The organism is Lysinibacillus sp. NPDC056232 (assembly GCF_042267565.1).
GTDB lineage: Bacteria > Bacillota > Bacilli > Bacillales_A > Planococcaceae > Lysinibacillus.
In genome coordinates this window covers 24,391-44,624 of record NZ_JBHJTF010000004.1, presented here as the reverse complement: position 1 = coordinate 44,624, position 20,234 = coordinate 24,391, and the positions used below count along the sequence as shown (strand labels likewise).

Annotated in this window: 18 protein-coding genes; 3 read left to right on the top strand and 15 right to left on the bottom strand. The window is 37.6% G+C overall.

Annotated elements, in window-relative coordinates:
* Positions 1-196 precede the first annotated feature (196 nt).
* Both ACFCYJ_RS04720 and ACFCYJ_RS04715 read right to left on the bottom strand, forming a co-directional pair.
* Positions 197-820, bottom strand: a complete 624-nt coding sequence (locus ACFCYJ_RS04720; RefSeq protein WP_376071340.1) for a TVP38/TMEM64 family protein — start codon at positions 818-820, stop codon at positions 197-199.
* An 11-nt stretch (positions 821-831) separates the two neighbouring features.
* Complete coding sequence (locus ACFCYJ_RS04715) at positions 832-1,383, bottom strand: helix-turn-helix domain-containing protein (protein ID WP_376071337.1); 552 nt, start codon at positions 1,381-1,383, stop codon at positions 832-834.
* Positions 1,384-1,508: 125 nt separating this feature from the next.
* Between ACFCYJ_RS04715 and ACFCYJ_RS04710 the strand changes: the two genes are divergently transcribed.
* Together ACFCYJ_RS04710 and ACFCYJ_RS04705 are read left to right on the top strand one after the other, a co-directional pair.
* On the top strand, positions 1,509-2,240 hold the full coding sequence (locus tag ACFCYJ_RS04710; RefSeq protein ID WP_376071334.1) for an AzlC family ABC transporter permease: 732 nt from the start codon (positions 1,509-1,511) through the stop codon (positions 2,238-2,240).
* Complete coding sequence (locus ACFCYJ_RS04705; RefSeq protein ID WP_376071331.1) at positions 2,237-2,563, top strand: AzlD domain-containing protein; 327 nt, start codon at positions 2,237-2,239, stop codon at positions 2,561-2,563. The genes ACFCYJ_RS04710 and ACFCYJ_RS04705 overlap by 4 nt, the downstream gene beginning before the upstream one ends.
* 70 nt (positions 2,564-2,633) lie before the next feature.
* Here ACFCYJ_RS04705 and ACFCYJ_RS04700 read toward each other — a convergent pair whose 3' ends face one another.
* Both ACFCYJ_RS04700 and ACFCYJ_RS04695 read right to left on the bottom strand, forming a co-directional pair.
* Complete coding sequence (locus tag ACFCYJ_RS04700; protein WP_376071663.1) at positions 2,634-2,855, bottom strand: DUF2198 family protein; 222 nt, start codon at positions 2,853-2,855, stop codon at positions 2,634-2,636.
* Positions 2,855-4,036, bottom strand: a complete 1,182-nt coding sequence (locus tag ACFCYJ_RS04695) for a PDZ domain-containing protein (protein ID WP_376071328.1) — start codon at positions 4,034-4,036, stop codon at positions 2,855-2,857. Before ACFCYJ_RS04695 ends, ACFCYJ_RS04700 begins: the two co-directional genes overlap by 1 nt.
* Positions 4,037-4,412: 376 nt before the next feature.
* Here ACFCYJ_RS04695 and ACFCYJ_RS04690 point away from each other — a divergent pair, with 376 nt between their 5' ends.
* The gene (locus tag ACFCYJ_RS04690) at positions 4,413-5,876 is read left to right on the top strand and encodes an alpha/beta hydrolase family protein (protein WP_376071326.1); all 1,464 of its coding nucleotides are present in this window, start codon (positions 4,413-4,415) and stop codon (positions 5,874-5,876) included.
* Positions 5,877-5,999: 123 nt separating this feature from the next.
* On the opposite strand, the gene ACFCYJ_RS04685 is transcribed toward ACFCYJ_RS04690, so the two are convergent.
* From ACFCYJ_RS04685 to uvrB, 11 genes are all read right to left on the bottom strand, one after another.
* Positions 6,000-6,446 (bottom strand): MarR family winged helix-turn-helix transcriptional regulator, encoded by a 447-nt coding sequence (locus tag ACFCYJ_RS04685; protein WP_376071323.1) that lies wholly within the window; start codon positions 6,444-6,446, stop codon positions 6,000-6,002.
* A gap of 525 nt (positions 6,447-6,971) precedes the next feature.
* Positions 6,972-8,417: a S41 family peptidase gene (locus ACFCYJ_RS04680; RefSeq protein ID WP_376071321.1), complete on the bottom strand. Its 1,446-nt coding sequence runs from the start codon at positions 8,415-8,417 to the stop codon at positions 6,972-6,974.
* Positions 8,418-8,710: 293 nt separating this feature from the next.
* On the bottom strand, positions 8,711-8,857 hold the full coding sequence (locus ACFCYJ_RS04675; protein WP_376071319.1) for a hypothetical protein: 147 nt from the start codon (positions 8,855-8,857) through the stop codon (positions 8,711-8,713).
* Positions 8,858-8,919: 62 nt separating this feature from the next.
* Positions 8,920-9,507: a peroxiredoxin family protein gene (locus tag ACFCYJ_RS04670; protein WP_376071316.1), complete on the bottom strand. Its 588-nt coding sequence runs from the start codon at positions 9,505-9,507 to the stop codon at positions 8,920-8,922.
* A complete protein-coding gene (locus ACFCYJ_RS04665) occupies positions 9,504-10,145 on the bottom strand; it encodes a hypothetical protein (protein WP_376071313.1) in 642 nt (213 codons plus the stop codon). The genes ACFCYJ_RS04670 and ACFCYJ_RS04665 overlap by 4 nt, the downstream gene beginning before the upstream one ends.
* Before the next feature lie 318 nt (positions 10,146-10,463).
* Positions 10,464-11,798, bottom strand: a complete 1,335-nt coding sequence (locus ACFCYJ_RS04660; RefSeq protein ID WP_376071310.1) for a murein hydrolase activator EnvC family protein — start codon at positions 11,796-11,798, stop codon at positions 10,464-10,466.
* Between the two features lie 80 nt (positions 11,799-11,878).
* On the bottom strand, positions 11,879-12,763 hold the full coding sequence (ftsX, locus tag ACFCYJ_RS04655) for a permease-like cell division protein FtsX (protein ID WP_376071307.1): 885 nt from the start codon (positions 12,761-12,763) through the stop codon (positions 11,879-11,881).
* Complete coding sequence (gene ftsE, locus ACFCYJ_RS04650) at positions 12,753-13,439, bottom strand: cell division ATP-binding protein FtsE (RefSeq protein ID WP_376071304.1); 687 nt, start codon at positions 13,437-13,439, stop codon at positions 12,753-12,755. The genes ftsX and ftsE overlap by 11 nt, the downstream gene beginning before the upstream one ends.
* 274 nt (positions 13,440-13,713) lie before the next feature.
* The gene (locus ACFCYJ_RS04645) at positions 13,714-14,907 is read right to left on the bottom strand and encodes a DUF4097 family beta strand repeat-containing protein (protein WP_376071302.1); all 1,194 of its coding nucleotides are present in this window, start codon (positions 14,905-14,907) and stop codon (positions 13,714-13,716) included.
* 318 nt (positions 14,908-15,225) lie between these two features.
* Positions 15,226-18,090, bottom strand: coding sequence for an excinuclease ABC subunit UvrA (uvrA, locus tag ACFCYJ_RS04640; protein ID WP_376071299.1), 2,865 nt, complete (start codon positions 18,088-18,090; stop codon positions 15,226-15,228).
* Between the two features lie 7 nt (positions 18,091-18,097).
* Complete coding sequence (gene uvrB, locus ACFCYJ_RS04635; protein WP_376071296.1) at positions 18,098-20,077, bottom strand: excinuclease ABC subunit UvrB; 1,980 nt, start codon at positions 20,075-20,077, stop codon at positions 18,098-18,100.
* Between the last annotated feature and the right edge of the window lie 157 nt (positions 20,078-20,234).

Sequence of the window (20,234 nt, the reverse complement as noted above, 5' to 3'; positions counted from 1 at the left end):
CGGTTCTACCTGATCACTTTTCGCACTGACCCGATCACTTTGCTACTCTACCTATGCATTTTAAAATATTTTATCTAAGCGCTACTCAATGTTTTTCGAGCATTGCATTGCCTTACCTTTATTAATGAAGATAAAAAACCCCTTCTCTCATTTTACATGATAAAAGGGGTAAGATGTGCATATTCAACTTTCAACGTTAATGATTTTTCGTCAATTTTCGCGCATGCTTTAAATCTTTCTCTACACGCGCGTTTAATCGTTTCTCTATAAACTTGCCGATCCACCAAAGCACGACAATCGCAACAGCCGCAATAATTAGTCTTACAGGACTTGTTAGAAGCGCTTTTAAATCGTAACCGAGCACGCTCATTCCTAAAATCATAACGAACTTCCCAGCCAATAACACCACAAAATAAAACTTTTTATGAATATGAGATAGCCCCGCTACAATGTTTACAACAACTGAGGGTGTGAAAGGAAAACAAAGTAACACGAACAGAGGACTAATACCATTCATATCTACCCATTTTATTAGCTGCTGTACTTTTTTACTGCCTGTGACAAATCGGAGCTTTGGATGCTTGCCAAAATGTCGGACAAGCAAAAATACTGCATATGAACCAGCTGCAGAACCTATCCAGGATAATAAAAAACCTAACCATAAACCAAATGCGCTCGCATTGGCGACAACGAACACGACCAAAGGTAAAAATGGAAAAAACGCCTCTATAAACGTTAAAAATAATCCAATGACTGGGCCAAGCGTTCGATATTGTGCCGCAATATTCTCGATATTATCTACAGTAAACCATTCACTCAAAATCGACACCTCTACTTATATTGCAAAATTAAATGTAAAACCGTTAACTTTTCCGAAGTATTTTTATACTCATGGGGTTGATGTCCTGAGAATACTAGTGTATCCCCTTCTTCCAGTAATTCATGCATCTCTCCAGCAGAAATAATGGCTTGTCCTTGGATAACAGTTACAGTTTCTTCTACCCCTTCTGTGTGAGCCTCACTCCTGCTAAGGGCTCCGGGCTCCATTTCAATCTTATACAGCTCCCAGCCACGTTCTGGATTATAAGGAATAATGGAATACACACGATATCGACCTTCATCTTCATCTACATGTGGCGCATCCTTACTACTATATTTCATGAAGTGTGCGGTGGGTGCTTGTAATAACGAAGAAAATGAAGTGCGCATTCCCGCAGCAATTTTCCAAATCGTTGATACTGTGGGATTGGCCTCTCCTTTTTCAATTTGTGCAAGTTGCGCTTTACTTACACCTGTAGCCTTGGCAACATCGTCTAAGCTTAAATGACGCTGTTGTCGAATCTTCTTTAATTGAAATGCTAAATTTCGACTCATTTGTTCCATTTTAATTCACCTATTCCTATTGTTTATTTTATAAGACATATGTATACTTTAATAAACATTACGAACTATCAAACTATTCCATCATTAGTATACATGGAAATTTTTTAGAAAGGATGATCTATTTTATGACAAGTACAACTGATTTTCAGAATGAAACGGTAAACACGCCAGACGATAGCTTTTTACAAGGCGTGAAAGATTGCATCCCCACTTTACTCGGTTATATTAGTATTGGACTTGCTTTCGGTGTTGTAGGTTCCGCTTCTGGGTTATCTGTACTCGAAATTGCACTTTTAACTATACTCGTCTATGCAGGCTCTGCACAATTTATCTTTTGTGCACTACTTTTAACAAATAGCCCTGCCTCTGCTATTATTGTAACCATTTTTGTTGTAAATTTACGCCATTTACTAATGAGTTTAACATTAGCTCCTCATTTTACGCGCTATTCTATGCTAAGAAATATTGGTTTCGGCACATTATTAACGGACGAAACATTTGGTGTAGCAGTTACGAAGCAAATGCAAACCGGTAAGCTACATGGCAAATGGATGGATGGGCTGAATATAACTGCCTACTCCTTTTGGATTCTTTCTTGTGTAACTGGCGCCTACTTGGGACAGTGGGTAGCAAATCCTGAAAAATGGGGTTTAGATTTCGCTTTGATTGCTATGTTTGTGGCACTCCTTGTTCTTCAGCTTAGCAGTGTAGGCAAAAGTAAAATCATGCATTATCTTATATTAATCGGCTATATGGTTGTCATTATGTATGGTCTTTCTTATATTGTGCCTTCGCATGTGGCTGTTCTTCTTTCAACAATGATTGTGGCAACTATAGGGGTGGTGACAGATAAATGACGACAACCGCTACTATGGTATGGCTCATCATTGGCTGTGCACTTGTAACCTGGCTACCACGTATTATCCCTTTTATGTTCGTCCGGAGTGTGAAACTACCAGAGGTCGTATTAAAATGGTTAAGCTTTATCCCAGTTTGTATTTTGAGTGCTCTTGTCATCGAAAACTTATTAGATACCGAAAACGGAAAAATGGTTACACTTGATTGGCCTGTATTTATTACATTTGTGCCAACACTTATTATTGCACTTGTTACCAAAAGCTTATCTATTACAGTTGTAGCAGGGGTTATCATTATGGCAGCCGTAAGATTTTTCATGTAAAAAGGTCAGTCTTAAAAGTGAGAAAGCTATCACTTTAGACTGACCTTTTCTATTAACCTAAACGGTACCTTTATTTTTTCATTTTACTTGCTAGCCAAAAGCCTACTGTTAACGAAAATGCATCGATTACGAAAATAATAGGCGGCGAAGTATAACCTGCATAGACAGATGCCCCAATAAGAGCAATTGCCAATATTAAAGCGACATACCGATTAAACGTAATTCTAGTAAACAATAATACGAGTAAAGCTGGTAAAAATAACGCTAACATCATTTTCCCGAAAACATCCATCATATATCCCTCGGCTCAGCTAGTAATAATCCAATACGATAATGATCATTATTATAGATAACATGCTGTGTTAAGCGTATTTCATTGTTGCGATCTACTACTTCTAGACGACAATGGGCAGCATTTAATTGCAAAGCCTCGTATAAATCATTTTCAGTAAAAATGGCCTGACCGTTTACTTTACGAATACATTCCCCTGCCAGTAAGCCCATTTTTTCAGCTGGTGAATCAGGTAAAACTGCCGCAATAATAGCGCCCTTTGAACTTGGCGCAACCGCATAAATGTCCGTTTTATCCTGCAGCGCGTAGAAGATTGAAATGATGATACGAATCACTACACCAATTGCTAGCGTTATAAAGCCGATGAATGGCTCCAAGGCTGCTGCGAGACCACCTATTAAAATTAATTGTCCAAGCATTAGCACGGATCGGCCAATTTTAGGCAATTGCAAAGCCGGTAATTCTTTTCTAGTAAGCTTTGAAAAGCCTATAACAACTGGGAAAAGTACAAGTGCAAAGGTACTCTCTCCTAATGTAAATTGTGGCCAATATGGGAAATCTACCGGAATAATATCACCAGGTATTACAAAAAAGATGGGTAGTACCCATACATTTTTTGAACGATAGACAATTGCCTGCATGCCTCGCTTCGTCTTTTCAACTTGCGGCGTCGTGACCATTATTGCTGTTCGACGAATTAACATGCCCTCCGCAATCACACATAGACCTGCTAAAATCGTAATCGTTACAATGGAGCCATCTAATAAATTTACACCTTCTAAAGAGATGTTCCACCAAGAAAATGTCCAATTGTATTGATACATCCACCATATCGCTAACGTCGCAAACCCCATCGTATAGATAGGTGAAAGGGCATTAATGAAGTACAATAATAGCGCCAATGCAGAAATAGCGATTAAAATCATTATAAAAACTTTTGGCACCGTTAAACCTAAACCAACACTTACTAGTGAAATAAGGAGGGCAGATAACCAACCATATCTCCATTGCCCCATTAGCTCTGTCCAACCCCAAATAATACGTCTATTAAAAAATTTACGCTCCTGCTTTACACGACTATAACCTAATAAAATCGCAAATAAAATGGCGATATACATTAATGGGTTGATTAAAAAGCGGCCAATCGCTGTTACAATTTCTATTAATATATCACTAACCATACGAACACCCGCCGTTTCTATCTAGAATACTATGAATTTATTGTATCAAACGACTACACTCTTGCGTAGTACAAACTAGTAGAAAGCTTGCTATTCTTATTTTTTTATCGTATTTCAACCTGAGTCACAGATTTTAACTAACGTTGCAGGTGTATTAGTAACAATTTTTATACAATTAGAAGACGCTATTTCCGCTACAGATGTATGTTTTGTAAAATAAATTTTGTTTAAATTTTACAACTTTCCGAATTTTTTGGAGTTGATCACTATTCATAGATTAGAATGTTTCTGAAAAAATTGACATTTAAATTCTCGCTATATATAGTTAAGTACAGTTAACTAAACTTAATGATTTTTAGAATTGGAGTTGAGATTAATGAGGCTGTTTGAAGGGATTTTAATTGCATTTCATATTTTGTGGCTTTTTTCTTTTCTGTTTGAATTTTGTAATAAAATAAAAATTATTACTAATATCACTGCACTTATCCTTTTGATTATTCATTTGGGGCTTGAGGGTTATCGATGGCAAATGGGATTAACCTATATTTTATTTATTCTTTTAACTGTATTCACAATAAAGCCATTCGTACAAAGGAACGCAGAAAAAGCCATAGTTGTAAGCTCGAAAAATAAAAGGAAGGGCAAAAAACTTTTTTATATTTTGTTTATTACCATTTATTCGATTAGCAGCTTTGGTTTAGTCACTGTCATGCCTGTATTTCAACTCCCAAAGCCTGCAGGTCCTTTTGAAGTTGGTATGAACTCAAGGCATTTAATAGATGAATCCAGACATGACTCGGAACAAAAAGCTCGGGAATTGATGATACAAATATGGTATCCAGCAGAGGTGAAAGGTGATGCGAAGGATATTCATTATGAATCCTTTCCTTACGAAGAATGGTCGGGAACGATGGAATTCATTTTTTCTGCTCCGCGCTTTATTTTTGAGTATTTGAAGTATGGACAAACTAACAGCATAAAAGATATAGCCGTATCCAATCAAGAAGATAAATTTCCGGTTCTTTTATTTTCTCACGGATATGGCAGTACCAGAATGCAAAGTTTTTCCCAAATGGAGGAGCTAGCAAGTCATGGGTACGTTGTTGTCAGCGTTGACCATACTAATGATGCAGCCTATACTAAGTTTCCAGATGGACGGGAAATCATGAATCAGACAGACGCCTATTCTTATTCTTTTGATATTGAAGATGAGAAAGATGTCAAAAGGCGATCAAAAGATATGAGCTATGTGCTAGATCAATTAAAAACAATAAATGATAAGGATCCTCAAGGTTTATTTACTGGAAAGATGAACATGGACAGAATCGGGATATTCGGGCATTCATATGGGGGGTCAACAGCTGCTCAAGCATTGTTGGATGATAGTAGGATTTCTGCAGGAATCAATATAGATGGGCCTTTGCATGAACCAGTAGCCGGCTCAGGATTTGAACAATCTTTTATGTTTATTTTAGATGAAGATTATCTTTATATACCTGATGAAGAAATTCAATATACAAATATCACTTCAGAAGAGTTTCAAAAGTATCATGATAAAATTACAGAACTTGCTGATTTTCACTATAAAGAGGGAATAAAGGGCGATACTTTTATGCTTACTTTTATAGCCGGAGATCATTATTCTTTTACAGATTTCCCCTTTCTCTCTCCTCTGTTGTCATGGAATATTGATATAAGTCATTTCCATTCAATTATGAATCGGTATATTTTGGCTTTCTTTGATCACTATGTGAAAGGTGAAGAGCTTGATCCATTGCTTAGGAAAGAAAAAAAAGAAGATCAGTTCTACTATTTTAAAGCCAATATTAAAAATGATTGATAGATTAAAATAACATAGTCGTATGAAAAAATACGTAGCATATATTTTTTCATACACTATTCAGCTTATCCTAAATTCAGGAATTGATTAGGTAACATTTTTCTAAAGTTATTCTTTTTTAACTTAATCACTTAGTTTTTTAGTTCCGACAATCTTATTTAATGTATCCAAAACATTTTTTAACTCTGTTAAGCTTGCTTTTGAGTAATATTTTTCTACAAGAATGTCGTCAATTTTTTTAAGAAGCTGATGAAACTCTTGACCCTTATCCCCAAGATAAATAAAGGTCTCTCTACGATTTGTTAAATTTTCTTGACGATATATCATTTTCATCTCTTCTAGCTTTGAAATCACTTGGCTAACCGCGCTTTTTGAAATATCAAAATGACTTGCAATATCTTTCGCAATTACCGGCTCGCTACGAATGATATAACACATAATAATTTCTTGTTGAGGAGTTAAGTGAAAGTTCTCTAATTCTTCTACCTCTTTTGTTTCTTGTAAAACTAACAATTTGAACTGCTCAAATTGTTGATTGATTTTGTCTATAATTATTAGATAATCATGCATAGATTTATCATCCCTAATTCATTTATTTTTAGTTAAGTTAATTTTGCTTAACCATAATAAATTTGTCAATTATTAAAGGGATTTGAGGGGTATTGGCTACCACTTAATTAAGCAATACTTAGCCAACAGTAACAAGAATATTGCCGAAGCGGCATTGTCTCCTACTGAAGAAATAATTAAAGTATCTAAATTTTCCGACTAATCATATTACAACTGATAAACTTAATTGTTAACTAACAGAGGGCTTAGCAACAATTTTTAAAAATAACCAAGCTTATGTTTAACTTAATCTGTCAAATTAAATAAGAGCATGTTTGATCAATCTTTTTTTCAAAACATGCTCTTTCTATATGTCCCCATATCAAGGTTAATATCGTAAATTTAATTACAAAGCTACAACGGGCTACTCCTTTACTCTATGATAGGAGTACTAAGTGGCCCTACAATCAGCTAAAAATGGTGATACAAAAGCAAAATAATCCTATTACCGACCCATATTTCCCAAATCAACACATCTACTATTATTTATTCTTCAATATTATGCAATAAAAAGCTTGTCGCCATTTGGAACTGTAAATCATTTTGACGATCCTCTTTATATTTTTTCAACGTTTCGTTTAAGCTGTTAAAGAAGGTAGTGTCTATACTACTATTCTCTTCTGCTTTTTTCAATTTCTTATCGTCTCGATAAAGCTTAACAGCCTCCTCCGTCGATTCATCCAAGTAACCGTCTAAACGAGCAATTTTATAACCTAGCTTTTTTAAAGCATTTTGCGTATAAGCAATTTCCTCACTCATATCTCCCACTTTAAACTTGCCTGATAGTGGATGCATTTGGAAAGCGAATAATTCATTTTGTTCAATCAGTAAATTAGCCTCAATCCCTTGCCCATGAATCCATTCGCGCTTTGGTGTCAGCCATTTATTTGTGGACAATTTAAGCTCCCCACCATTTTTCAGAGACCATGACTCCTGTACCGTCCCCTTTCCAAAGCTCTTGACGCCAACAAGGGAAGCACGTCCCCAGCCTTTTAAAGCACCACTAAGTACTTCACTAGCAGATGCACTGCCCGCATTCTGTAAAACAACAATCGGTATTTTGTACATTGTCTGTAAATACTTTTCATCAAAGCTTTTTGATTCCGTTTTTAATGGTTCCATAGCACCTTCAGCATTTTGCATATAGGCAAACACTTTGCCATTCTCCAATACTGTGCTCAGTAGCGCTGCGACGCTATGTAAATAACCACCTGGATTATCCCGCACATCAATTACTAACCCTTTTATATCTTTTCGAAGCAATTTACTTGTTTCGGCAACCCACTCATTTGCCGTTTTCTCACCAAAAATTGAAATTTCCACATAACCTATCGGCGTATTTTCCACGTTCACAACTTCGCTCGTTACTGTTTTATTGGAAATTGCTGCTCGTTCCATCGTCATTTTAATATGTTTATCCTCACTTGGACGATAGACGACAATCGTTACTTTCGTCCCCTTCTCACCTTGAATTAATTGCATTAATTCACTCATCTTTTTACCTTCCACTCGAGCGCCATCAACTTGTACAATTTCATCAAGAGAGCGCATTCCTGCTTTATCTGCTGGAGACGAACGGACTGGAGAAACAACAATAAATTTCCCGTTATTTTCAGTTAGCTCAATCCCAATACCCACTCTTTCCTCAGCTAACATTTGTCGGTGTTGCTCCGCCTCTTCCTTCGAATAATAGGTACTATAAGGGTCCTTAATAGCATCTGCCATACCACGAAGTGCCCCCTCCACCAATGCACCTTTTTTCGTATTGTATACAGATTTTTCCTCAATTAAATTTATCGCTTCATTAATCGAATCAACCTCTGTAACGACTGGTTCCTTTTTATCCCCTAAATTAAACCAGTCAAAATAAATGCCACTCCCTAACAATAGACTACTAGCAAGTACGCCAACACCCGCCATTATTTTGCGCAAACCTTCCCTCCTCCGTCTCTTTACTGTATGAATTTTATTTTTCAAACATACAAGATTAAGCTTCAAAATACTTTGTTGAATCCTATGATTTTTGTTTCGCTAGTATTCTATTTTGTATCGTGGGTATTTATCTTCCTTGCTCGGGTATTCTATTGCGGACAACTGGTATTTGCCTTTCTTGCTCGAGTATTCTATCGCGTATCGCGGGTATTTACCTTCCTTCCGCGGGTATTTCCTTTCCTTCCGCGGGTACACACGCCATTCGCGGGTATTTCCCTTCCCTCCGCGGGTATTTACTCCCCATTCGCGAGTATTTCCCTTCCTTCCGCGGGTATTCTCCCCATTCGCGGGTATTTACCTTCCTTCCGCGGGTATTCACTCCCCATTCGCGGGTATTCACCTTTCTTCCGCGGGTATTTGATAAACAAGGGAATATTCACATAAAAAAATCTGCTTCGTTTCTTCCGTGAAACGAGCAGATTCTTTGAAATTTATTATTTGCTTAGTCCATTGCATCTACATAGCTTTTTAACATTTCCGTATTCATCGGCCCTGTAATAGCACGTCGAATATATCCATTTGAATCAATAAAATAGGTTGTAGGAATCGTTATTACTTGGTAGGCTAAGCCGGCTGAGTTTTTCTGGTCGAGTAAAATGGGAAATGTTAAATTGAAACTTTCTTTAAATGTCATGACAGAATCTATTTTTGCGTCCTCTGTAACATCTCGTTCAGCCTTTGTTAAATTGACAGCTATTATTTCTACATTATCTTTTTTAGCATTTTGTTCGTAATAATTTTGCATATGTGGCATTTCTGCCTTACATGGTGGACACCATGTTGCCCAAAAGTTTAACACGACTTTTTTTCCACGAAGCTCACTCAATGTCACATTTTTGCCATCCAAACTTGTTAAAGTAAAATCCGGTGGCGTATCTCCATTGTTTAAACCAATCTTTCGTTCATCCATTTCTTTCCCAAGAGAAGCTGTTTCAATTTCACGATCCTTATCAATCTGCTGTTTAACATATGTACCAATCATCGCGACTACTAATAACACGACGATAAGTAGTCCAATATTTTTTTTCATTCCTTACCCCCAAATAATTTAGTTACGCCAGCAAAACGCTGAATCCCTATACCTACTATAAGTAATATGACGCTCACCCCTACAGCCGGTTGCCATAAACCATGCGGCTGAAAGAAGACCACCATCATAAGACCAATCGTATATAAAAGTAGTGCACGATTGATAGCGGTTATTTTCCATAGTATGAGGACTGTTAGTGCGCTTAGCACGATTAAAGTAATCACTTCGCTATTGGTTGGATTATCATTTAGTAACACCACAAGCCATTGATAGCCCGATTGCGTTAAAATGATTGCCCAGCTACAAGCAGCGATTCCAGTTTCGTCAAAATGAATTTTTTGGCGCTTCCACCAAAGCTGTAGCGATGCTGCCATTACCCCTAAAAAGACACCAATTGTTCCACCATTGAAATAAAGGAGCGCAAACGGTTGCGCTATAACAGCTTTAAAATCAGTGACAATTATGCTAAATTTCCAAACGAGAATAAAGGTAAAAACCGCGTCACCATATACCCCCGCCCATTTCTTCGGAAATTGTACCCGTAAAACGAGCCACACAATGAAAAATGCCACAAGCAGAGCGATAGCTGTTGCTGGTAATGTTAGTGCCCGAATAGAGAACCATTCTGTATTATTCACCTAATAAATCCTCCACAAAAAAGATAGCTTCAGCATAGCATATATTCTTTATATGAACTGTCATTTCACACTGTGTTCAAAAAATCTCCCTGAAACATGCAAAAAATAGACTCTTGATGAGCAATTTTATTGAAATACCCACCAAGGTATTCATACGATAAATATAAAATAGTGCCATACTAGGAAATAGGCTTCCACAAAACGCTAGGTCCAACTTAAACCTGGCCTATATTTTTAACAATAAAGACTGAAGAGAAATGAACGGCAAACAAAAAAGCTATACATTAGAAGAACCTTAATGTATAGCTTTCAATATGTTTATACCGGAATATATTTTAATGGATTCACACTTCCGGCTTTTTGTCCTTGCCAAGGGCCGATGTGCACTTCAAAGTGTAAGTGAGGTCCTGTTACACGTCCAGTCATACCCATTGTTGCTATTTGCTGACCTTGGGATACCTCTGTACCAACACTAACATTGAAAGAATTTAAGTGTGCATACACAGTCGTGTAAATTTGACCGTCGATAGAATGTGTAACGATGACAACATTACCATACGTGCTAAGTGGTGCAGCGTAAGAAACAACACCGTCTGCAGCTGCCCAAATTGGAGTACCTGTACTATTTGCAAGATCGACTCCATAGTGGAATTCTGGACCTGCGCCAATATTACGCCAGCCATAAGGTGATGTTAAACGACCATTTGTTGGCTTAATCCATGTACCATTCGATTGTGGAGCATCGACTGTTGAAGACCCACCACCACTATTATTGCTTGAATTACTAGAATTACTTGAATTACTTGAATTAGATGCTTTTGCTGCGGCTGCGGCTGCCTTACGTTTCTCTTCTTGTTTACGAGCAATTTCAGCTAATCGATTTTGCTCATTAATGATTTTTTGCTGTAAATCCGCACTAATCTCAAGAGCCTCAGAATATTCTTTCTCAAGCAATACTTTTTCAGACTTCAGCTTTTCTTGTTCTTTTTCTAATTGATCAATTAATTTGTTTTTCTCAGCTTTTTGTCCATTCAATGATGCTTTTAAACGATCAAGCTCAGCTTTTTTATCTTCGAGCTTTTGACGTTTACTTTCTAAGACTTGCTTTTGTTCCTCTAATTTTTGCTTGTCATCTTTTTGATCCTGGATAATTTGTCGATCCGCTTCAAGCAATGCGTTAACAGCAGAGAATCGGTCGATAAAATCTACGAAGCTATTAGAACCAAGTAATACGTCTAAATAGCTAACGGAACCGCCCGCCTGGAGGGCACGAGCACGATCCTCTAACAGTACATCACGCTCTTCAATTTTGCGTAGAAGCTCTGCTATGTCATCTTCTAAAGACTTTATTTCTTTATTTGTAGATTGAATTTCTGCTAATACAGTTTTAATATTACTATTCGTTTTATCAATTTCAGCATTTAATGTTTGAATTTGATCTAATATTTTTTGCTGCTTGTCTTCATTTACTGTAATAGCATTTGATTTATTTTTGATGGATGAATTTATGCCATCTTTTTTTGATTCAATTTGTTTCTTTTCATCTTTTAAATCCGATAAACTATTTGCATAAGCTGATGGAGTTTGGATAAAAAGAAATAGTGCAGATGCTGCAGCAAGTGATTTCATTAAGTTTTTCGCCATACTTTTCACCGGTTGAACTCCTTTTCGACTATTAATGTTGGTTGATGTTCGTTCTGCCTAACGTAACTTAGTGTGAAGCCTAACGAAAGTTAAATTTTTAAAAACTTACGTACTGACATGAAACTTCCCCAAATACCGATTAGCACACCAATCAGTAATAGTAGACCGCTTACTTGGTACACAAGAGGTGAGAAATCAAGTACTTGAATAAGTTCGCCTTTTAATCGAGGCGCAATAATTTTATATACATTGTGGTAAAGGGTTGCGATGACCGCAATCGGAATAATAGAACCTAAAATTCCGAGCCACATTCCTTCTAATAAAAATGGGATACGTACGAATGAATTCGTTGCTCCGACAAGTTTCATAATCTCTATTTCATCACGACGTGCAATGATGGTAATTCGAATCGTATTAGAAATTAAGAAAATCGCTGTAAATAATAATCCTAAAATAAGCACGATCCCTACGTTACGGCTAATATTTAAGAAGTTAAACAGCTTTTCTACTTTGCCTTCACCATACATAACGTCATATGAATAATTAAATTTTTCAATTGTTTTAGCAACAGTAGCTGTTTGCTGAGGATCTGAAGCCTTCACATAAATAACATTACGTAATGGATTACTTTGCTCAAATAGTTTAAAATCGTCCCCAAAATCTTTTACTAATTTGCTTAATTCATTTTCCCTTGTCGAATAGGTCATCTCTTCGACATCTGGTAATTTCTTTATTTTTGCCATGAGCGCTTTTTCATCAGCTTTATCTGCTGTTTCATCAATTAACACTTTTATTTCAACATCGTTTTCTAAATCAGATGCTACTTTATTTAAATTCATCATAATAAGCGCAAAGACGCCTACTAATATTAATGTAACTGTTACTGCACTTACGGAGGCAATAGTCATCCAGCTATTACGGCCAAGAGACTTTACACTTTCTCTGAAGTGACGTTTTAACGTATTAAATGTCATAGCCGTAGTCACCTCCGTGCTCATCACGGACAATCAATCCGCCTTCTATTGCAATTACTCGACGACGAATCTTATTTACGATTTCACGGTTATGTGTTGCCATTACTATAGTTGTACCTCTCGCATTAATTTCTTCAAACAAATTCATAATTTCCCAAGATGTCTCAGGGTCAAGATTCCCAGTAGGTTCATCCGCAATTACGACCTTCGGCACATTTACAATCGATCGTGCAATCGAAACACGCTGTTGTTCGCCACCTGACAGTTCATTAGGGAACATTCTTACCTTTTGCTTCAGCCCCACGAGCTCTAGAACCTCCATCACCCGACGACGAATTTCCACTGGGTCCTCCTCGATTACTTCTAATGCAAACGCTACGTTTTCATAAACATTCAAACGAGGTAGAAGTTTAAAATCTTGGAAAACCACTCCGATTTGACGTCGTAAAAAAGGTACCTTTTTATTTTTCAATGAAGCTAAATCTATACCATTAACAGTGATTTCTCCCGAAGTAGCTTTTTCTTCGCGATACATTAGTTTAATGAATGTTGATTTACCTGCTCCACTTGGACCTACAACGTAGACAAACTCACCTTGCTTTATATTAACGGAAATCCCATTTGTCGCAACAACACCATTTGGGTACTTCTTTGTCACATTTTTCATTTCTATCATATTTAAACCACCTAAATCTCTTACCGTGTAAGAGGTATTTCGCTACCTATTATAACACTCTATTTCTACCTTTTTTATTACAGTTTCATTTCATTCCGTGGTAGTTCCTGCTATTTCGTTATCTGATTGCCATAAAAGTATTATAAACTCGACATACAAAAAAACAGAAATCGAGCCCATTAGAGGAAAGTCGATTTCTGCTTTGCTAAAGTTTTTAAGCAGTAAAAAAGCATTCAAGCTATGTTGGTTTACATAGCCTGAATGCTTGAGTTACTTAAACATGCTGCTCGTCAGTCGTTGTATAGCGTACTAAAACTGCACCTGTTTTAGACTCACCTTCGATAAATAGACGATTAGCATTCTCTACTTCTTTATCAAAACGTACTACTTTTGATAAAAATTGATCTTGTGATTCAATTTTCGAGGCATCTTGAATACCCACATCTATTTTACCAAAATTCGTAACAATTTTACCGCTTAACGAGATTGTACGTGGTACATACAATTCAACAGCTCCTGCGACTGTTTGTGCTTTGATTTTCGATGAATTGGTAGAGCAAGTTGTGACTACAACATGTCCATTAACCGATTTTGCTTCAACTTCATCCAATGCGCCATCTAAATAGACACGGCCATTTAATGTTTCAGCCTCTAAATCTTTACCACGAACATTTGTTAATTCAATTGAACCATTAGAAGAATCTACTTCTGCCTTGCCAAAGTTAAACTTAGAGCCTTTAATCGCACCGTTTAATGTCTTTACTTTTAAATGCTCGAAATCCGTATCCTGTAAAGTAACGCTTCCGTTCATTAAACGTACTGATAATTTTTCTAATTTATCCTTTGGAACAAGTACTTTAACATTTACTTGCACAAGCTTAAGTTGACTTAAAATTCGTAGTGAATCGCCATCTTCCTTGACAACAAATTGCTCTAGGAAATTAGCACGTGTTTCCTCTTCACTATCATTAACAAGAGGTGCCTTTACCTTGCAAATGACTTGGAAGCTATCCCCTTCAGCAGTTTCTATTGAAAAATTGCCATTCGGTAATTCAGCAATTATTTTTTCTACATGTTCAGCTGCTACTTCTTCCGTATGTGTAAATTCGAATTTATCACCGAATGGAGAAGTTACATCAAATTCTTTGACCTTTTTTACTGCCGTATTCATCATATCCATAAAGAGTGAACCTATTTGTGATAAATCTTTACGGAAATCTCGCATTTCTTCTTGGAAATATTTAGAGAAATCTTCATCTTTTTGTGTTTGTTGATCCTTTTGACTTTCATCTTTAAATACTGACTCTTTTTCTGTTGAGGAATGCTGGTCCTCATTTGACACATCATTCATAACATGTTGAGTAGACTTGCTAGGTTGCTCTAATGCTTCTAATAATGTAATCGCCTCTTGCGCTGAAATTGTACCTTTTTCCACAAGTTCTAAAATTCGTTGACGTTCATTTTGCATAATTAAAATAGCCTCCCTCAGTTCGTTATATTATTTATACGAAACGTATTGTGAAAAGTTTCACCAAAAAATGAAAAATTGGGAATATATCTTTTTTTAGGCTCATTACCATAACGTGGGGTTGATTTCCGTTTTAATATAATATCATCTAACTTTTGAATTTTATCACCCAACTTTTGATTTTTATCGACAAACTTTTACGTTTTATCACCCAACTTTTGAAGTTTATCGACATCCACCTGCGTAGTATGCCCCTATCGTAAAAAAGTTCGCAAATCCCCTTAGGAAATTTGCGAACTTTTTTAGAGTCTATGGACTTTATTGAGAAGCCTTGGCTAAAACAGCTTCCATACGCGCACGATCTCTTGTTAATATTGGCTTTAAATATTTACCTGTATAAGAGCCACTGACTTCAGCTACTTCTTCTGGTGTACCTGTCGCCACAATCGTACCACCTTTGTCTCCACCTTCAGGTCCTAAATCGATAATGTAGTCTGCTGTTTTGATGACATCTAAATTATGTTCGATGACTAGCACTGAATCGCCATTTTCTACAAGGCGCTGTAAAACAACGAGTAAACGTGCAATATCATGTGCATGTAAGCCCGTTGTCGGCTCATCTAAAATATAGAATGATTTACCCGTTGAACGACGGTGTAATTCAGAGGCTAATTTTACACGCTGTGCCTCACCACCAGATAACGTTGTGGCAGGTTGTCCTAATTTCATATAACCTAATCCTACATCCACGATCGTTTGTAGCTTACGCTGGATTTTCGGAATATTTTCGAAGAATACGACTGCGTTTTCAATCGTCATATCTAAAATATCCGCAATGCTTTTATCTTTATATTTCACTTCAAGTGTTTCACGGTTATAACGCTTCCCATGACAGATTTCACATGGCACATAAACATCTGGTAGGAAATGCATTTCAATTTTTATAATACCGTCACCACGACAAGCCTCGCAGCGACCTCCCTTAACGTTGAAGCTAAAGCGACCTTTTTTATAGCCACGTACCTTCGCTTCATTTGTTGTTGCAAAAACATCTCGAATATCATCGAAAACGCCTGTATACGTAGCAGGGTTAGAGCGAGGTGTACGACCGATTGGTGATTGATCAATATCAATAACCTTTTCGAGCTCTTCCATCCCCGTTACCTCTTTATGTTCTCCTGGCTTCACCTTTGAACGATTTAGCTTTTGAGCTAACGATTTATATAAAATTTCATTTATAAGTGTTGATTTACCTGATCCAGAAACCCCTGTTACGGCAACGAATAAGCCAAGTGGTATATCCGCTTTCACATTTCGAAGATTATTTTCCTTGGCACCTTTAATCGATAATTTGCGTCCATTCGGTTTGCGTCGCTCAATTGGTAGTGGAATAAACTTCTTGCCACTTAAATATTGCCCCGTCAATGACTTTTCATTTTCCATTACTTCCTGCGGTGTTCCTGCCGCTACAATTTGACCACCATGTACACCTGCACCAGGACCAACATCAATGAGATAATCCGCCGCTAACATTGTATCTTCATCGTGCTCGACAACAATAAGCGTATTGCCAATATCACGCATATTTTGCAGTGTACTAATAAGACGGTCATTATCACGTTGATGCAGCCCGATTGATGGCTCATCTAAAATATAGAGCACACCTGTTAAACGTGAGCCGATTTGTGTCGCAAGGCGAATTCGTTGAGCTTCTCCCCCTGAAAGTGTTCCTGCAGCTCGACTTAACGTTAAGTAATCTAACCCTACATTGACAAGGAAGCCAAGTCGCTCTTCAATTTCGCGTAAAACAAGTCGAGCAATTTTCATATCCTTTTCTGATAAATCCAGCTCTTTGAAAAATGTATCAGCTTCTTGAATCGAATACTGTGTAACTTCACCAATATGCTTATCTGCTAGTTTTACAGCTAATGTTTCAGTCTTTAAGCGATATCCTTTACAAGATGGACATGCTTGCTGCGCCATATATTTTTCCATTTGTTCACGCACGTAATCAGACGTTGTCTCCTTAAAACGGCGCTCCACATTACGTACAACACCTTCGAATTCAATCATTTGATCTCGCACATTGCCAAATTCATTTTCATAATGGAAGTGGATTTTATCTTTACCAGAACCATATAAAACTTTATCCATCTTTTCTTTCGGAAGATCCTTTACGGGTACATCCATTGAGATAGAATAATGATCGCACACAGCCTTTAATAACTGTGGATAATATTGAGAGCTTGTCGGTTCCCACGGTGCTATCGCATGCTCTAATAAACTTCGATCCCAATCGGGTACTACTAAATCAAGATCTACCTCTTGTGTCGAGCCTAAACCATCACAACTTGGACAAGCTCCAAATGGACTATTAAATGAAAACATACGAGGCTCTAACTCCCCGATTGAAAATCCACATAATGGACAAGCATGATGCTCACTAAATAATAATTCCTCATGTTCCATCACATCGACAAGTACTCGCCCATCTGCCAAACGTAATGCTGTCTCTAAGGAATCACTAAGACGTGCCGCGATACCTTCCTTCATCACAACACGATCGATGACAACTTCTATTGAATGTTTTTTGTTTTTATCAAGTTCAATCGAATCATCTAAATCACGTAGCTCCCCGTTGATACGTACTCGAACAAAGCCTTGCTTTTTTAAATCCTCAAGTAGCTTTACGTGCGTTCCCTTACGCCCTGCTACCATTGGGGCAAGCAACTGCATTTTCGTTCTTTCTGGATAAGTTAATAAACGATCGACCATTTGCTCAATCGTTTGGGAAGTAATTTCAATGCCATGATTTGGACAAATAGGTTTACCGATGCGCGCATATAGCAAACGTAAATAATCATAGATTTCTGTTACTGTCCCAACTGTCGAACGTGGATTACGGCTCGTCGTTTTTTGATCGATTGAAATAGCAGGGGATAATCCCTCTATCGCATCGACGTCTGGTTTATCCATTTGACCAAGGAATTGACGGGCATAGGCTGAAAGTGATTCTACATAGCGACGTTGTCCCTCGGCATAAATCGTATCAAACGCTAATGATGATTTCCCTGAGCCTGATAAACCTGTTAGCACGACTAGTTGATCACGGGGAATTGTGACATTAATATTTTTTAAATTATGTGCTCGTGCGCCTTGCACGACTATTTCAGTATTTTTCACAAGCCATTCACCCTTCTGCCTTCAATTCAAATATTGTATCGCGCAGCTCAGCAGCACGTTCGAAATCGAGTGCTTTTGCTGCTTCCTTCATTTCTAATTCTAGCGAAGCAAGTAACTGCTCTTTTTCCGCCTTCGTCAGCTTCTTACCTTTTGTTGCCTTCGCTACATAAGTCTCTTCTTCCTCTGCTACCTGTGTCGCACGAATAACATCAGGAATTTTCTTAACAATCGTTTTCGGTGTAATGCCATGCTCTTCGTTATACGCCATTTGTAGTGTTCGACGACGTTTCGTCTCCTCAATTGCCTTTTTCATCGAATCCGTCATATTATCTGCGTACATAATGACATGACCATTAGAATTACGTGCGGCACGTCCAATCGTTTGAATTAATGAACGCTCTGAACGTAAAAATCCTTCCTTGTCAGCATCTAAAATCGCCACAAGAGAAACCTCTGGAATATCTAGTCCTTCTCGCAATAAGTTAATGCCGATTAGAACATCATAAGTACCTTTACGTAGCTCGCGAATAATTTCAATTCGCTCTAGCGTCTTAATCTCTGAATGCAAGTACTCTACCTTTAAGCCCATTTCTTTCAAATAAGCTGATAAATCCTCTGACATTTTTTTCGTCAATGTCGTAACGAGCACTCGTTCATTACGAGCAATACGACCTTGAATCTCATCGATTAAATCATCAATTTGCCCTTCAATAGGACGTACCTCAATTTGTGGATCAAGCAGCCCAGTTGGACGAATAATTTGCTGCACCATTTCCGGAGTATGCTCAAGCTCATACGGGCCAGGTGTTGCTGATACATAAATAGCTTGATGTATATGTTTCTCATATTCTTCAAAACGTAAAGGGCGGTTATCTAGTGCTGATGGCAGACGGAAGCCATGCTCAACTAGCACACCTTTACGTGCTTGGTCACCGTTATACATCCCTCGAACTTGTGGCAAAGTAACGTGACTTTCATCGACAACAAGTAAAAAATCATCAGGGAAATAGTCAAGTAGCGTATATGGAGTTGCCCCCGCTTCACGCAATGTTAAATGACGCGAGTAGTTTTCGATACCTGAGCAAAAGCCCATTTCACCCATCATTTCTAAATCATAACGAGTACGTTGCTCTAAACGCTGTGCCTCCAATAATCTATCCTCTGCACGTAAAAGAGCTAGACGCTCCTCCAACTCTTTTTCAATATTTTCAATGGCTTTCCGCATTTTTTCTTCTCGTGTAACGAAGTGGGATGCGGGGAAAATAGCTACATGATCACGATCCGCTAATATTTCACCAGTTAACGCATCCACCTCGCGAATTCGATCGATCTCGTCCCCAAAAAATTCCACGCGGATACATTGTTCGTCTCGGGATGCTGGGAATATTTCCACTACATCGCCACGTACCCGAAACGTACCACGTGTAAAACTCACATCATTACGCTCATACTGTACATCGACCAATTTTCGAAGCAACTGATTACGTTCAATTTCCATTCCAGTCCGCACCGATACGACCATTTCACGATATTCTTCTGGAGAACCTAGACCATAAATACAGGACACGGATGCAATAATAATGACATCATCACGCTCGAATAATGAAGATGTTGCAGAGTGACGCAACTTATCAATTTCATCATTAATGCTTGAATCCTTCTCGATATAAGTATCCGTCTGTGGTACATAGGCCTCTGGCTGAAAGTAATCATAGTAGCTGACAAAGTATTCAACTGCATTATTAGGGAAGAACTCTTTAAACTCACTATATAATTGACCCGCTAATGTTTTATTGTGTGCCATAATAAGTGTCGGTTTTTTTACTTGTTTAATGACATTAGAGATCGTAAACGTTTTTCCTGTTCCTGTTGCACCGAGTAATGTTTGATGACGTTTACCCGCACGTACACCCTCCACTAATTCCACAATTGCCTGTGGCTGATCTCCATTAGGCGTATATGGCGCTTGTAAATCAAATGTTTGCACGCATGTCCCCGTCCTTTCCTTCCAATTTGTACATATATTTTAGCATAGCATTATTAAAATTTCGAACATTTAACGAACGAATGTTTGTAAATATTTTTTCATTTTCTATATTTGTGATGAATCCTATAGAACGTATGTACCAAAATAGTTAATTGTA